This is a genomic window from Pseudomonas sp. TH34, assembly GCF_016650865.1.
Classification (GTDB): Bacteria; Pseudomonadota; Gammaproteobacteria; order Pseudomonadales; family Pseudomonadaceae; genus Aquipseudomonas; species Aquipseudomonas yamanorum.
Genome location: NZ_JAEKFB010000035.1, coordinates 20,177 through 35,390 on the forward strand (window position 1 = coordinate 20,177; position 15,214 = coordinate 35,390).

Annotated in this window: 14 protein-coding genes and 1 pseudogene; 10 read left to right on the forward strand and 5 right to left on the reverse strand. The window is 62.4% G+C overall.

What is annotated here, in order from left to right; translation table 11 throughout:
* Positions 1 to 60: 60 nt before the first annotated feature.
* The 3 genes from JFU58_RS29460 (at position 61) to JFU58_RS29470 (ending at position 1,720) form a co-directional block, all read left to right on the forward strand.
* Positions 61 to 354, forward strand: a complete 294-nt coding sequence (locus JFU58_RS29460) for a putative quinol monooxygenase (protein WP_063033287.1) — start codon at positions 61 to 63, stop codon at positions 352 to 354.
* Between the two features lie 27 nt (positions 355 to 381).
* On the forward strand, positions 382 to 1,395 hold the full coding sequence (locus JFU58_RS29465) for a zinc-binding alcohol dehydrogenase family protein (protein WP_063033288.1): 1,014 nt from the start codon (positions 382 to 384) through the stop codon (positions 1,393 to 1,395).
* A gap of 145 nt (positions 1,396 to 1,540) precedes the next feature.
* Positions 1,541 to 1,720: a hypothetical protein gene (locus JFU58_RS29470; protein WP_063033289.1), complete on the forward strand. Its 180-nt coding sequence runs from the start codon at positions 1,541 to 1,543 to the stop codon at positions 1,718 to 1,720.
* A 5-nt stretch (positions 1,721 to 1,725) separates the two neighbouring features.
* Here the strand turns inward: JFU58_RS29470 and JFU58_RS29475 are convergent, their stop codons facing one another.
* Both JFU58_RS29475 and JFU58_RS29480 read right to left on the reverse strand, forming a co-directional pair.
* Positions 1,726 to 2,919, reverse strand: a complete 1,194-nt coding sequence (locus tag JFU58_RS29475) for a multidrug effflux MFS transporter (RefSeq protein WP_063033290.1) — start codon at positions 2,917 to 2,919, stop codon at positions 1,726 to 1,728.
* A gap of 86 nt (positions 2,920 to 3,005) precedes the next feature.
* Positions 3,006 to 3,206 carry a heavy-metal-associated domain-containing protein gene (locus tag JFU58_RS29480; protein ID WP_063033291.1) on the reverse strand — a complete coding sequence of 67 codons (201 nt, stop codon included), beginning with the start codon at positions 3,204 to 3,206 and terminating at the stop codon, positions 3,006 to 3,008.
* A gap of 147 nt (positions 3,207 to 3,353) precedes the next feature.
* Between JFU58_RS29480 and JFU58_RS29485 the strand changes: the two genes are divergently transcribed.
* The gene (locus JFU58_RS29485) at positions 3,354 to 3,734 is read left to right on the forward strand and encodes a hypothetical protein (RefSeq protein WP_063033292.1); all 381 of its coding nucleotides are present in this window, start codon (positions 3,354 to 3,356) and stop codon (positions 3,732 to 3,734) included.
* A gap of 6 nt (positions 3,735 to 3,740) precedes the next feature.
* Here the strand turns inward: JFU58_RS29485 and JFU58_RS32385 are convergent.
* Positions 3,741 to 3,833 (reverse strand): annotated as a pseudogene (locus tag JFU58_RS32385) (outer membrane lipoprotein carrier protein LolA); the annotation flags it as partial.
* A 98-nt stretch (positions 3,834 to 3,931) separates the two neighbouring features.
* On the opposite strand from JFU58_RS32385, the gene JFU58_RS29490 reads away from it, so the two are divergent.
* Together JFU58_RS29490 and cueR are read left to right on the forward strand one after the other, a co-directional pair.
* Positions 3,932 to 6,133 (forward strand): heavy metal translocating P-type ATPase, encoded by a 2,202-nt coding sequence (locus JFU58_RS29490; protein WP_093202179.1) that lies wholly within the window; start codon positions 3,932 to 3,934, stop codon positions 6,131 to 6,133.
* Complete coding sequence (gene cueR / locus JFU58_RS29495; RefSeq protein ID WP_093202183.1) at positions 6,130 to 6,531, forward strand: Cu(I)-responsive transcriptional regulator; 402 nt, start codon at positions 6,130 to 6,132, stop codon at positions 6,529 to 6,531. Before JFU58_RS29490 ends, cueR begins: the two co-directional genes overlap by 4 nt.
* Positions 6,532 to 6,674: 143 nt before the next feature.
* Here the strand turns inward: cueR and JFU58_RS29500 are convergent, their stop codons facing one another.
* Both JFU58_RS29500 and JFU58_RS29505 read right to left on the reverse strand, forming a co-directional pair.
* Positions 6,675 to 7,574, reverse strand: coding sequence for a PA4780 family RIO1-like protein kinase (locus JFU58_RS29500; RefSeq protein ID WP_017478460.1), 900 nt, complete (start codon positions 7,572 to 7,574; stop codon positions 6,675 to 6,677).
* Between the two features lie 151 nt (positions 7,575 to 7,725).
* A complete protein-coding gene (locus JFU58_RS29505; RefSeq protein ID WP_063033295.1) occupies positions 7,726 to 9,003 on the reverse strand; it encodes an acetyl-CoA C-acetyltransferase in 1,278 nt (425 codons plus the stop codon).
* A 114-nt stretch (positions 9,004 to 9,117) separates the two neighbouring features.
* Between JFU58_RS29505 and JFU58_RS29510 the strand changes: the two genes are divergently transcribed.
* The 4 genes from JFU58_RS29510 to JFU58_RS29530 all read left to right on the forward strand — a co-directional run bounded on the left by JFU58_RS29510 (position 9,118) and on the right by JFU58_RS29530 (position 15,205).
* Positions 9,118 to 10,470: a 3-oxoacyl-ACP reductase gene (locus JFU58_RS29510; RefSeq protein WP_201142971.1), complete on the forward strand. Its 1,353-nt coding sequence runs from the start codon at positions 9,118 to 9,120 to the stop codon at positions 10,468 to 10,470.
* A gap of 2 nt (positions 10,471 to 10,472) precedes the next feature.
* Positions 10,473 to 11,321 (forward strand): MaoC family dehydratase, encoded by an 849-nt coding sequence (locus JFU58_RS29515; protein WP_063033297.1) that lies wholly within the window; start codon positions 10,473 to 10,475, stop codon positions 11,319 to 11,321.
* Between the two features lie 292 nt (positions 11,322 to 11,613).
* Positions 11,614 to 13,344, forward strand: a complete 1,731-nt coding sequence (locus JFU58_RS29525) for a collagen-like triple helix repeat-containing protein (RefSeq protein ID WP_242488352.1) — start codon at positions 11,614 to 11,616, stop codon at positions 13,342 to 13,344.
* 175 nt (positions 13,345 to 13,519) lie between these two features.
* On the forward strand, positions 13,520 to 15,205 hold the full coding sequence (locus JFU58_RS29530) for a ShlB/FhaC/HecB family hemolysin secretion/activation protein (RefSeq protein ID WP_063033300.1): 1,686 nt from the start codon (positions 13,520 to 13,522) through the stop codon (positions 15,203 to 15,205).
* Positions 15,206 to 15,214: the final 9 nt, after the last annotated feature.

Sequence of the window (15,214 nt, forward strand, 5' to 3'; positions counted from 1 at the left end):
TCTTCGAGAGAAATAGCCAATTATCTGTCCATCCCGTTCATCACGTGTCTGGAGTCGAATATGTCCGCTGCCTTTAACGTCATCGCCACGCTGATCGCCAAACCCGGCCAACAGGCTACCCTGGAAACCCTGCTGCGCGAGCTGCTGGAGCCGACCCGCACCGAAGCCGGCTGCCAGCAGTACGACCTGCATCAGGACCTGCAACACCCCGAGACCTTCTACATGCTCGAACGCTGGAGTGACGACGCCGCGCTGGCCGACCACGACCAGAGCGCCCATATCCAGAATTTCCGCGCCAAGGCTGCCGACGTGCTCGAGCATTTCGAACTCAAGCGCCTGAAGTTTCTTGCCTGATCAACCGACCCCTTTTTGGAAACCCTCATGAAAGCCATTGCCTACTACGCTGCATTGCCCATCAACGATCCAAAATCCCTGCAAGACATCGAACTGCCAGAACCGGTCGCCGGCCCTCGCGACCTGCTGGTGGAAGTCAAAGCCATCTCGGTGAACCCGGTGGACACCAAGGTGCGCCAGAACGTCGCCCCGGAAAACGGTGCCGCCAAAGTGCTGGGCTGGGACGTGGCCGGTGTGGTCAAGGCCGTGGGCAGTGAAGTGAGCCTGTTCAAGGTCGGTGACAAGGTGTTCTACGCCGGCTCCCTGGTACGTCCCGGCGGCAACAGCGAACTGCACACCGTGGATGAGCGCATCGTCGGCCACATGCCGAAAACCCTGGGTTTCGCCGACGCGGCCGCCCTGCCGCTGACCGCCATCACCGCCTGGGAGTTGCTGTTCGAACGCCTGCAAGTGCGTGAAGGCAAGACCGATGAAGGCCAAAGCCTGCTGATCGTCGGTGCGTCCGGTGGCGTGGGATCGATCCTGACCCAATTGGCGAAACAGCTCACCGGCCTGACAGTCATCGGCACCGCCTCCCGCCCTGAAACCCAAACGTGGGCCAAGGACCTGGGCGCCGACCTGGTGATCGACCACAGCAAACCGCTGAGCGAAGAGCTGAAAAACGCCGGCCATCCGCAGGTGAACTACGTCGCCAGCCTGACCCAGACCGACCAGCACCTGGACCAACTGGTGGAAGCGCTGATTCCCCAGGGCAAACTGGCGCTGATCGATGATCCCAAGGTGCTGGACGTCAGCAAGCTCAAGCGCAAGAGCCTGTCGCTGCATTGGGAGTTCATGTACACCCGCTCGATGTTCGAGACCAGTGACATGATCGAGCAGCACAACCTGCTCAATCGCGTCGCCGAACTGATCGACGCCGGCACCCTGAAAACCACGGTGGGCGAGCACTTTGGCGTGATCAACGCGGCCAACCTGCGCCGCGCCCACGAACTGCTGGAAAGCGGCAAGGCCAAGGGCAAGATCGTGCTGGAAGGGTTCTAACGAAAGGTTCTGTCAGTGTCGTCTGTTATTCATGTGAGTAATGGACGACACCGCTAGTCAGAGACTTGATCCTTGTCATATTTGTGAGCGTATTCGGGTTTATATTGGCCGCCTTTGCCACGCAATTTACGTGAGGAAGTCAGCAATGAAGATCCTGATAAAAGCGCTAGCAAGATCCGAAGGCAACAAATGGCAGGTCCGTCTCGACCACAACGCCTTTACCTTCCGCAGTGAGGCCGAAGCCCGCGCGTTTGCCGACACCCTGCAAACCCGTATCCAGGCCCCTCACCGATTCCCCGAAAGCCAGCAGCGTTCTGCTGGCTGACCCGCTCAGTCCGCCGCTTGCAGTGCCCGTTGGCGCTGCAGGCGCCGGGTCAGCATCGCGAACGTCACCGCAAGCACGCCACACAAGCTGATGACCATTGCCATCGGCATCGCCGTGCCGTCGTGCAACACGCCGACCAACGATGCAGCGCCTGCTGCCACACCGAACTGAATGCACCCGAGCAACGCCGACGCGCTGCCCGCCCGTGCGCCCTGCCCGCTCATAGCGCAGGCCGACGTATTCGGCAGAATGCAGCCCAGGCTGGCGATGCAGATAAACAGCGGTACCAGCAGTGGCCACAAGGCGTCAGTGCGCAAAGCGGTAATGGCCAGCAACGACAGGCCCGCCGCCAGGTAGACCCACACCGTGCGCGACAGCAGAAACGCCGGGCCGCGCGAGGCCAGCAGACGCGCATTGACCTGTGCCACCAGGATAAAGCCGGCGGCGTTGGAGCCGAATACCCAGCCATAGTGCTCGGCGGGCACGCCATAGAGTTTGATAAAGACGAAAGGCGAGCCCGCGATGTAGGCAAACATGCCGGCAATCGAGATGCCACCGGTCAAGGCATAGCCCAGGTACACCCGGTCCGACAGCAACCGACCGTACTGGCGCAACGCGCCCGAAAGCGGCTGGCGCGGTTGATGGGCCGGGAAACTTTCCGGCAGCCCGACCGCTACCGCGATGGCCGCCATCACGCTGAATGCCGTCAGCGCCAGGAATATCGACTGCCAGCCCCAGATACCGACCATCACCCCGCCCGCCAACGGCGCGAGGATCGGGGCCAGCCCGGTGACCAGCATCAATTGGGAAAACACCTTGGCCGAGCCCACCGCGTCGCATTTATCGCTGACCACCGCCCGGGAGATCACCATGCCTGCGCAACCGCCCAAGGCCTGGACGAAACGCGCGCCGATCAGCCACTCCAGGGAAGGCGCGTACGCACACGCGAACGACGCCAGGGTAAACAGGGTGACACCGCTGAGCAGCGGCCCGCGTCGGCCAAAGCGGTCCGCCAGCGGCCCATAGATCAACTGGCCGATTGCCAGGCCCGTGAAGTACACGGCCAAGGTCAGCTGAATGTGTTTTTCGTCGGTACCGAATGCCACGGCCATGGCCGGAAAACCCGGCAGGTAGAAGTCGATGGCCAACGGCGCAAACGCGCTCAAGGCCCCCAAAATCAGAATTATACGAAGGTTCATCAGGCACCCAGGTGAGTCGGCAGCCCGACAGTCTAGCCGGGCATGGGTGCCTTGAACATTAAGTTAGCTCGCTAACTATCAGAAAGTCAGGCGAGCTTGACGCTGTAGCCTTCCTCGCTGATCAGGTTGATCACCTCCGCCGGCGACAGCAGGCTGCTTTCCACGCCGACTTCCTTTGCCGCGAGGTCGACGCGCACGCTGGCCGCCGGGTCCTTATCCTGCACCGCCTGGGTGACCGAGCGAACGCAGTGGCCGCAGGTCATTCCTTCAACGCTGAATACTTGCATGACATGACTCCTTTGATGAGGTTGCCCGCAGTTTTGACCTTGCCACGATGGCAAGGTCAAGTTCTGAAAACATCGGCCGGGCTGGCATTCATTCGCGCCCTCGGCCAAGCTGCACCTATCCACGATGTAAACCTCGGAGAATTCACCATGCGCTGGTCGTTTTTTGGCCTTGTCAGCCTGATGGGCTTGTTTGCTGCTGTGCCACCGGTCAGCGCAGATGAAGATTATGCGGTGCTGATTATTTCCCGGGAGCGCCTGGAAGTGCCCACCAACTGCGAGATTGGCTTGTACATCCAGGACCAGTTGGCCGGGCGGCTGTTCCAGGAGCAGGCCACCTCGTTCAACTTGCCGGCCGGGAATGTGTCGTTGCGCCTGAAGTTGTTGCCGGGGCAATCCCAGGGGTGCTTGCCGGGCATGCTCGCGCCACCTGCGCAAAACATCACATTAAAGGCGGGCGACGTGCGCAAGTTGCGTATCGCGCAAGGTCCGGACGGCATGTACCTGAAGCCGGCAGCACTGGAGTATTAAGCCCCGAAAACCTGTAGGAGCGAGCTTGCTCGCGAAAAACCTGAGAGCGCCGCGTTCATTCAGGATAGGCGCGTTATCGTTCACGACCTTCGCGAGCAAGCACTAGGCGTCCCCCTCGCTCCTACAGTAAAAAGTGCCTTGACCTTCCCCACAGGTCAAGGTTGATCCTATGGGCAATCTCTCCTGGAGTACTGCCCATGAACGGATCCACCACCTTCGACCTGCCGATCAGCGGCATGACCTGCGCCAGCTGTGCCGGGCGGGTTGAACGGGCACTGGGCAAAGTGCCCGGGGTGCAAAGCGTCAGCGTCAACCTGGCCAACGAACGCGCCCACATTGAAGTGCTCGGCCAAATGGACCCCAGCGTGCTGATCGCCGCCGTCGACAAGGCCGGCTACACCGCCACCCTGCCCCAAAGCGAAACCGCCACCCAGGCCAGCCAGGAACAACGCCTGAGCCATGAGCGTTGGTCGCTGCTGCTGGCGATCCTGCTCGCCGCGCCGTTGGTGCTGCCGATGCTGGTGCAACCGTTCGGCCTGCACTGGATGCTCCCGGCCTGGGTTCAATTTGCCCTGGCCACCCCGGTGCAGTTCATCTTCGGCGCACGCTTCTATATCGCCGCCTGGAAAGCCGTACGCGCTGGGGCCGGCAATATGGACCTGTTGGTAGCCATCGGCACCAGCGCCGGTTACGGCCTGAGTATCTATGAATGGCTCACAGCGTCCGCCGGCACGATGCCCCATCTGTATTTCGAAGCCTCGGCCGTGGTGATCGCCCTGGTCCTGCTGGGCAAATACCTGGAGAGCCGCGCCAAGCGCCAGACCGCCAGTGCCATCCGCGCCCTGGAAGCCTTGCGCCCGGAGCGGGCGATTCAAGTGATCGATGGCCGCGAGCAGGACGTTGCCATCACCGCCCTCAAGCTGAATGACCTGGTGCTGGTCAAACCCGGCGAACGCTTCCCGGTGGACGGCGAAGTAGTCGAAGGCCAAAGCCACGCCGACGAAGCGCTGATCAGCGGTGAAAGTCTGCCGGTGCCGAAGCAGCCGGGCGATGCCGTCACCGGCGGCGCCATCAACGGCGAAGGCCGGCTGCTGGTGCGCACCCTGGCTCTTGGTGCAGAGAGCGTATTGGCAAGGATCATCCGCCTGGTGGAAGACGCCCAGGCCGCCAAGGCTCCGATCCAGAAGCTGGTGGATAAAGTCAGCCAGGTGTTCGTGCCGGTGGTGCTGGTGCTGGCCGTGGCCACGCTGACCGGCTGGTGGCTGTATGGCGCGCCGTTGGAAGTTGCGCTGATCAATGCCGTGACCGTGTTGGTGATCGCTTGCCCTTGCGCCCTTGGCCTCGCTACACCCACCGCCATCATGGCCGGCACCGGCGTCGCCGCCCGCCATGGCATTCTGATCAAGGACGCCGAAGCCCTGGAACGCGCCCATGAAGTCAGCTCCGTGGTGTTCGACAAGACCGGCACCCTGACCTCCGGCACCCCGAAAATTGCGCACTTGGCCGCCGTCGATGGCAATGAAGCGGTCCTGCTGCAACAGGCCGGCGCGCTGCAACGCGGCAGTGAACACCCGCTGGCCAAGGCAGTGCTGGATGCCTGCGCCGAACAGGGCTTGAACGTGGCTGATGTCAGCGCCAGCCAGTCCCTGACCGGGCGCGGCATCGCAGGCACTCTCGACGGTCGGCAACTGGCGCTGGGCAACCGTCGCCTGCTGGAAGAAACCGGCTTGAGCACCGGTGATCTCGCCGACTCGGCCAGCGCCTGGGAGGCCGAAGGCCGCACTTTGTCCTGGCTGATCGAGCAAGGCCCGCAGCCTCGCGTACTGGGTTTGTTCGCCTTCGGTGACACGCTTAAACCGGGCGCCCTGCAAGCGATACAAGCACTCAAGGCGCGGCATATCAGCAGCCACCTGCTGACCGGCGATAACCGTGGCAGCGCCCGCGTGGTCGCCGACGCCCTGGGCATCGATGACGTGCACGCCGAAGTACTGCCCGCCGACAAGGCCGCCACGGTCGCCGAGCTGAAAAAGACCGGCGTCGTCGCGATGGTCGGCGATGGCATCAACGACGCACCGGCCCTGGCCGCGGCCGACATCGGCATCGCCATGGGCGGCGGTACCGACGTGGCCATGCACGCCGCCGGGATCACCCTGATGCGCGGCGACCCACGACTGGTGCCCGCCGCCCTGGAAATCAGTCGCAAGACCTATGCGAAAATTCGACAGAATCTGTTCTGGGCCTTTGTGTATAACTTGATCGGCATTCCGCTGGCCGCGTTCGGCCTGCTCAACCCGGTGATGGCCGGCGCGGCCATGGCCCTGTCCAGTGTCAGCGTGGTGAGTAATGCGCTGCTGTTGAAAACCTGGAAACCCAAGGATCTGGAGGACGAACGTCCATGAACATTGGCCAAGCAGCACGCCAAAGCGGCCTGAGTGCCAAGATGATTCGTTACTACGAGTCCATCGGTTTGTTGAAAGCCGCCCATCGCACCGACAGCGGCTACCGCATTTATAGCGCCGATGATTTGCACACCCTGGCGTTTATCAAGCGATCGCGGGACCTGGGGTTCTCCCTTCAGGAGGTCGGCAAGCTACTGACCCTCTGGCAAGACCGAGGGCGCGCGAGTGCCGACGTGAAGGCGCTGGCCCGCCAGCACATCGATGAGCTGAACCAGAAGATCCGCGAGTTGGGGCAGTTGCGCGATACGTTGCAGGACCTGGTGGAACACTGCCAGGGTGATCATCGGCCGGATTGCCCGATTCTCAAGGAGTTGGCGTCGGGCAGTTGTTGCGCCTGACGAGACTTTACTGACTGCACAAAACAAATGTGGGAGCTGGCTTGCCTGCGATGCAGTCACCTCGGTCTGTCAGCCAAACCGAGGTGATGCTATCGCAGGCAAGCCAGCTCCCACATGGACCGGGATCCTTCCCGGTTATTGGATCACTGCATCCAAGGCGGCGGCGGTGGCTCTTCCGACGCTTTGCTCGGTGGAGCATCATCGGCCGCACGGATCGCCTGGCGACGCTCTTCATCGAGCCGCGCCGCTTCGATCTCGCGGATAACACCGCCCACGTCAGCCAGCTCTTCCGGCTCGTCGAACTCGCCGGTCAAGACACTGGCCGGGTGCAGAGTGCCGGCTTCGTACAGCGCCCACATCTCCTTGGCGTACTTGGTCTTCTTCAACTCCGGGGCAAAGCGCCCGAAGTAGGAAGCCATGTTGCCCACATCCCGTTCCAGCATGGTGAACGCGTGGTTGTTGCCCGCCGCATCCACCGCCTGGGGCAGATCGATGATCACCGGGCCCGTCGGCGTCAGCAGCACGTTGAACTCGGAAAGGTCACCGTGCACCAGGCCGGTACACAACATCAGCACGATCTGGGTAATCAGGAAGGCGTGGTATTCGCGGGCCTGGTCCGGCTCCAGCGTCACGTCGTTCAGCCGTGGCGCCGCGTCGCCGTATTCATCGGCCACCAACTCCATCAGCAGCACGCCTTCAAGGAAGTCGTACGGCTTGGGCACGCGAACGCCCGCACCGGCCAGACGAAACAGCGCTGCTACTTCGGCGTTCTGCCAGGCGTCTTCGGTTTCTTTTTTGCCGAACTTGGAGCCCTTGGCCATGGCCCGGGCCTGGCGGCTGTTGCGGACCTTACGGCCTTCCTGGTATTCGGACGCCTGACGAAAACTTCGTTTATTCGCCTCCTTGTAGACCTTGGCGCAACGTAACTCGTTGCCGCAGCGCACCACGTAAACAGCTGCTTCTTTACCACTCATGAGTGGGCGCAGCACCTCGTCGACCAGACCGTCCTCGATCAGGGGTTCAATGCGTTTAGGAGTCTTCATCAGCTTTTATTGTGGGTCCTTTATTACCAAACACGCGTATGGCACTCGTTATACGGCAATCCTCTCGCCGCGGGGAGAGGGTACCGACCTTTGACCGCTTAAGAATGCATCCAATATGCCAAATTGACCGGCGGCCGAATCATAGCCGAGATCAGCGCTCAATAATCGCGGTGACGCCCTGGCCTCCGGCGGCGCAGATCGAGATCAGGCCCCGGCCCTTGCCAGCCGCGTCCAACAGCTTGGCCAGGTTGGCGACGATCCGCCCGCCAGTGGCGGCAAACGGATGACCGGCGGCCAATGAGCTGCCTTTGACGTTCAAGCGGCTGCGGTCGATGGAGCCCAGCGGTGCGTCCAGCCCCAGGCGGGTCTTGCAGTATTCCGGATCTTCCCAGGCCTTAAGCGTGCACAACACTTGGGCAGCGAAAGCTTCGTGGATCTCGTAATAATCGAAGTCCTGCAGCGTCAGGCCATTGCGGGCCAGCAAGCGCGGCACGGCGTACACCGGCGCCATCAGCAGGCCTTCGGCACCGTTGACGAAATCTACCGCCGCCGCTTCGCCATCGCGCAGGTAGGCGAGGATCGGCAAGCCGCGCTCCTTGGCCCAGGCTTCACTGCCCAGCAGCACCAACGAGGCGCCATCGGTCAACGGCGTCGAATTACCGGCGGTAAGGGTGCCCTTTTCGCTGCGCTCGAAGGCCGGCTTGAGGCTGGCGAGTTTTTCCAGGGTCAGGTCAGGGCGCAGGTTGTTGTCGCGGGTCAGGCCAAGAAAGGGCGTGAGCAAATCGTTTTGCCAGCCCTCAGCGTAAGACGCGGCCATTTTGTGGTGGCTTTCCAACGCCAGCTGATCCTGCTCGGCGCGGGGGATCTGCCAGGTCTGCGCCATCAATTCACAGTGCTGGCCCATGGACAACCCGGTGCGCGGTTCGCCGTTGCGCGGCAGTTCCGGCTTAAGGTGATGGGGGCGAAGTTGTAACAGGACTTTTAATTTATCCGCCATGGATTTGCTGCGATTGGCCTGCAGCAAGATTTTGCGCAACCCCTCATTCACCCCGATCGGCGCATCAGACGTGGTGTCGACGCCGCCAGCAATCCCGCTTTCGATCTGCCCCAGGGCAATCTTGTTCGCCACCAGCAACGCGGCTTCCAGCCCCGTGCCGCAAGCCTGCTGGATATCGTAGGCCGGGGTTTGTGGTGACAGCCGCGAGCCCAGTACACACTCGCGGGTCAGGTTGAAGTCCCGGGAATGCTTGAGCACCGCCCCGGCGGCCACCTCGCCAATGCGCAGGCCGTGCAGGTTGTAGCGTTCGATCAGGCCTTCCAGGGCGGCGGTCAACATCGCCTGGTTGCTCGCCGTGGCGTAAGGGCCATTGGAGCGGGCGAAGGGGATGCGGTTACCGCCAATGATCGCTACACGGCGCAATTGAGTCATGGAAAGCTCCCTTGAGGTTATGGGGTGAATCTCTGAGCCTAGCCTAGGCTCAATCGAACGACTTTCACCTATTGATGGTCCACCGTTTGAACCCCAGCACTCGGAGAGCGTTCCATGTCTGACCGTTATATCGACTTCGCCAACTCCAGCCTCGGCCATCGCCTGGTCGCCGCCATTGGCCTGCCGTCACCGGTGCGCCTGGAACGTTGGCAGGCCGGACGCCTGCGCCCGGTGGAGGGTGCGCTGCTGATCGGCGGCGGCCCGCTGGCAACAAAAATCCTGCCATTCGCCAATAAGCTGACCGACGCTATCTATAGCTACGGCACCGAATCGTCGACGGCAACCACCTGGATTCCCGGCCACGGGCCCAAGCTCAAGGCCGTGGTGTTCGACGCCAGCCAGTTGCAGCACACCGATCAACTCAAGCAGCTGCGGGAATTCTTTCAGCCGTTGATGAAGAACCTCGATCACAGCGCGCATCTGGTGATCCTTGGCCGCGCTCCGGAACGCCTCAGCGACCCGTTCGCCGCCAGCGCCCAGCGCGCCCTTGAAGGCTTCAGCCGCTCGTTGGCGAAAGAGCTGCGCAGCGGCGGAGTCCTGCAGTTGCTGTATGTGGGCGAAGGCGCCGAAGACCAGCTGGAAGGTGCGTTGCGGTTCTTCCTGTCACCCAAAAGCGCCTACATCTCCGGCCAAGTGATTCGTTTGAATGCCTGCCCGACCCAGGTCGAGGATTGGACCCGACCACTGGCCGGGCGCAAGGCACTGGTGACCGGGGCGGCCCGAGGCATCGGTGCCTCGATTGCCGAAACCCTGGCTCGTGACGGCGCCGAGGTGATTGTGCTGGACGTGCCCCAAGCCAAGGCCGACCTCGATGCCCTGGCCGCGCGCCTGGGCGCCCGCAGCGTCGCCCTGGATATCTGTGCCGAAGACGCCGCCACCCAGTTGATCGAACACCTGCCGGACGGCCTCGACATCGTGGTGCACAACGCCGGCATCACTCGCGATAAAACCCTGGCCAACATGACGCCCGAATACTGGGACGCGGTATTGGCAGTCAACCTCAACGCGCCGCAAGTGCTGACCAAGGCGCTGCTGGACAGCGGCACCCTGCACGACAACGGCCGCGTGGTGCTGCTGGCGTCCATCAGCGGAATCGCCGGCAACCGCGGGCAAACCAACTACGCCGCGAGCAAGGCGGGGCTGATCGGCCTGGCACAGGCGTGGGCGCCGTTGCTGGGGGAACGCGGGATCAGCATCAACGCCGTGGCCCCAGGCTTCATCGAAACCCAGATGACCGCACATATTCCCTTCGCCTTGCGTGAGGCCGGGCGGCGCATGAGTTCCCTGGGCCAGGGCGGCTTGCCCCAAGACGTTGCCGAAGCGGTGGCCTGGCTCGGCCAACCTGGATCGGGCGCGGTCAGCGGGCAAGCGTTGAGGGTGTGTGGGCAAAGTCTATTGGGAGCGTAAGCATGGAGTGGCACACATTAGGCAGCACCCCGTTTCTGCCGCCGCTGTATTGGCGTGCGGCGCTCAAGCGCAAGATCACCGGTACCACGTTGCCGCAACAAGGGCTGCGCTGCCGGGTCAGCGTTAACCCCAAGGATGTGGACGCCTATCGCAAGGTCTGCGGGTTTGCCGAGAGCTCGGTACTGCCGGCCACTTATCCCCATATCCTGGCGTTCGGCCTGCAGATGCAATTGCTCACCGACAAGGCGTTTCCATTCCCGCTGCTGGGGTTGATCCACCTAAGCAACCGGATCCGCATCCTGCGCCCAATGGGAGGTGTGAGTGACCTGACCGTCGGTGTCTACACGCAGAACTTGCAGCCCCATGCCAAGGGCGCGACCTTCGATATCGTGACCACGGTCGAGGATTCACTGGGGCTGCTGTGGGAAGCCGAAAGCCGAATGCTCTGTCGCGGGGTGAAGCTCGATGGCGCTGCGGCGGACCACACCCTGCAAGCCCCTACCAGCGTCAGCGAGCTGACCCGCTGGAAAGCCCCCGCCGACATCGGCCGCCGCTACGCCCGGGTGTCCGGCGACTACAACCCGATTCACTTGAGTGCCCTCACTGCCAGGTTGTTTGGCTTCCCCCAGGCCATCGCCCATGGGTTATGGAACAAGGCACGCACACTGGCCGCACTGAGCGAGCATTTGCCTGCGGCCAATATCGAAATAGACGTCGAGTTTAAAAAGCCGGTGCGCTTACCCAGTGAAGTAACCTTACTGACAAGTGCCGCCGGCTCCAGTGGCGAGTTACAACTAAAGGGCGCCGGGGATATTGAACACATGACGGGGCGTTGGCGGCCAATCTCCTGATAAATTGTATATATACATCCTAAGTTATAGCGGGCTATCGATAGCCCGCTATCTTTATTAACCCTATGATTTTAAACACCTCGCAGCTTCTAAACCCTCCCCCACTACATCCTTGGTATTAGTCGCTAAGCAGACTAACTCTATCTGTATATAAATTGTTAATACCAAGTTGAGCATTGCGAGATAACGCACCCGGGTCTGTTATAGCCACAACGGACGAATGTATCGCTGCCCCTAGAAACAGCGAACTTCGATAACAGCAAAGGCTGTACCTGGTGCAAGGAACTCAATCATGAAAACTCAAGTCGTGTTGTGGAAAGCAAGTACCGCGCTGGCCCTGATTCTGGCAGTTAGCCTCGGAGGCTGCAGCAGCGGTGGTGGTGGTCATCACAGTAGCGTCGCGGCGTCATCTCCGGATGCTGGCAGTGGTAGTGGCGGAGGAACGGGTGGCGGCACTGGCGGCGGTACCGGCGGTGGCACTGACGGAGGCACTGGCGGTGGTACCGGTGGCGGCACAGATGGAGGTACTGGTGGTGGCACCGGCGGAGGTACCGGTGGCGGCACAGGTGGTGGCACTGGCGGAGGTACTGGTGGCGGCACAGGTGGCGGCACCGGCGGAGGTACTGGCGGTGGCACAGGTGGTGGTACTGGCGGTGGCACAGGTGGTGGTACTGGCGGTGGCACCGGTGGTGGTACTGGCGGTGGCACCGGTGGCGGTACAGGTTCCACCACTCCTCTGGTCACCGGCCAGGTAGTGGGCGCTGTAGGCGGTGTTGTCGGTAATGTCGGCACCGCGGTGGGCGATCTGGGTACGACCCTGACCACGGTGCCAATTGTCGGCACTACCGCTGGCGGGTTAGTCACCGCTACGGGCACTGCCGTCAACAGCATCGGCAGCGGCCTGACTAACGGCCTGGGCACCCTGGGCACCAATAGCAACGCCTTGGGCACCACCGTTGCCGGTGTGGCTGATGGCGTGGCCGACCTGGGTACCGGCGTGTCCAACACCGGCAAGTCCCTGGGCACTACGTTGGGTGGCATTCCCGTGGTCGGAGGTTTGACCGGCGGTGTAGGCGGCGCGGCAGGTGGCCTGGTCGATAAAGTCGGCCAAACCGTGACCATGCTTGGCGACACCTTGAGCACGGCCAGCACCACCGGGCCACTGGGCGGCTTGACCAATACGGTCGGTAAAAGCGTACTGGTACCCGTCGTCTCTCTGGTGGAAAACACCACGGGCAATCTGGGCAATAAGACAGGCCTGGGCAATCCGGTCGGTGGCTTGATCGACAAAGTGGGCGCCACTGTCACCGGCCTGGGTGGCCAGGTGGCCGGTGCCGGCGGTGCAGGCAACCCTGTCGGGACACTCGTCGGTGGCGTGTTGACTGGCGTCGGCACCACCCTTGATAAGTCGAGTGGCTACGTCAATCCGGCAACCACGGCCCCGCAATCGGGTCTGCCTGAGCTGGTCGGTGGCCTCGTCGCCAACGTCGGCAACGGGCTGAACATCGGCAACACCAATGGCACTGTCAGTGCTGCGGGCGTAACCGGTGGTGCCGTGGGCAACACCGTCGCGTCCCTCGGCACCCTGATTGGCGGCAATGGCGTAGCCAACACCGGCGCCACGGCTCCGGTCGCGGGTCTGGCGACCAATGTCGGCGCCGCACTGAACCCAGTGACGACGGGCGTTGCCGGGCTGACCCAAAACATCGGCACCAGCACGGGTATCGGTGCACCGGTGAACGGCCTGGTGACCCAAGTCGGCGGCGCAGTCAGCGGTCTGGGCACCAACCTGACGGCAGCCAATGCCAACCCGATCACCAACGCCGTAGGCGGTACCCTGAATGCAGTGGGTAATACTGTCGGCTCGGTGGGCGGCTTGGTCACCGGAGGTACCAGCAGTAGCGGTGGCGGCCTGCTCGGCGGCTTGAACGTGGGTGCCAGCGCATCCGCCGGAGGCACTGCAAACACAAACACCGGTGGAGGCCTGGGCGGCTTGCTCGGCGGGCTGACCGGCAAAAAATAGAATTGCACCTGGCCATTAGACGGCCTCCCCTCCAGCGCCTACGCTTGGTTGAGACGAGAGATTCCAATGAGTCTCTCGTCTTTTTTATTGGCCAGTGAAAGGCCCTCCCGAACCGCGCCCCAGAGCCCGGCGGGAATCCGCGAAACGCTGCTGCAGTTTGACCATGGAGTGTCCTATGCGCGCCTTGACGCCTTTGTTTCTACTCACCCTGATTGCTGCCAGTGTCCACGCCGAGACCCTGCCCAGCTTCCTCAACAGCAACGACACCATTCGCAACCTGCCGGTGCCCAACCTCCCCGCCGACGCCTATCGCCCGGTCACGCCGCAGACCCAGTTGCCCGAGCCGGCCGCCACCCAGAACCAGCCGCTGTTGATGGACACCAAAGTGACCATCCGCAAGCTGCAAATCGACGGCGGCACGATCTATCCACTCAAGGACGTGGCCCAGGTTTTCGAGCCGCTGATTGGCCACGAAACCACCCTCGCCCAACTGATCGAAGCCACCCGCGGCATCACCCGCCGCTACCAGCAGGACGGCTACCTGTTGTCTTACGCCTACCTGCCCGACCAGCGCTTCGAAAATGGCCTGGTGCACGTGGTGCTGGTGGAGGGCTACATCAAGGATTACAACGTGCAGGGCGACATCGGCTCAGTCTCGGCCTACGTCGACAAGCTGGCGGCCAAGCTGCTGGGTGAACGCCCGCTGACCCGCAAGACCTTCGAGCGCTACACCACGCTGATGGGGCGTATCCCGGGTGTGACGTTGCAGGCACAAGTGCCGCCACCCGGCACCACCGATGGCGGCACGCACATGCAGATCCAGGCCAGCCGCAAACCGTTCACCACCAGCATGAGCCTGGACGAAGACAACCGTAGCGGCACGCAGGCGCTGCTGGCCGCCACCAGTAACTCCCAGACCTCGATGGGCGAGCAATTGAGCCTCAGTGGCCTGTTCCCGCCGGGCAAGGATGATGAGCATTACTACCGCCTGGGCTACAGCCAGTTCATCAATGCCGAAGGCAGCCAGTTGGTACTCAACGCTGAACGCTACCGCGCCGACCCCAACAGCAACGTACAACTGGACGGTGGCTTTGAGCTCAAGCCGCACCAAGCGATTGACCGCTACTCCATCGGCCTGTCTCACCCCTTGATTGCCTCCCCCACGGAGTCATTGACCCTTGGCACGCGCCTTTACGCGGTGGACCAAACCACCCGCTATCAACTCGTGGGTTACCCGCTGCGCTTCGACGTGGAAACCGACCTGCGAGCCCTCGCGTTCGAGGGCGACTGGCGCAAGTCCGACGACCGCCAGCTGCGGATTCTCAGCGCCGGGCTCTACCAGGGAATCAACGGCCTGGGGGCACGCACCCACAGCGATATCGAAGGCACGCAGCCGGACCTGGAATTCTTCCGCCTGCGTCTGTCGGGGGTGCAAAGCAACAAGTTCTTCGACCACTGGCAAGGCGTGGCATCGGGTGCCTTCTACTGGAGCAACGACACCCTGCCCGACAGCGAACGCGCGACATTCGGCGGGCAGAATTTCGGGCGTGGTTATCCGGATGACCAGGGCTCGGGCGACAAGGGTTGGGGCGTGGCGTATGAGGTCAACTACAGCTTCAACCGCAGTGGCGAGTGGGTAAAAATCCTGCAGCCGTATGTGGTGCTGGACAAGGCCAAGACCTGGTTCAACGAGCTGCCGGTCAAGGGCAACAACATGTCATCGGCGGCGGTGGGCCTGCGCTTCGGGGATAACAAGTACTACAACATTGCGCTGGAAGCGGCCAAGCCGATGTCGGACATCGCCCTGGACAGCTTCAATCGGCGGCCGCGGTATACGCTGAGTTTCAGCTACCAACTCTGACCCCTGGAG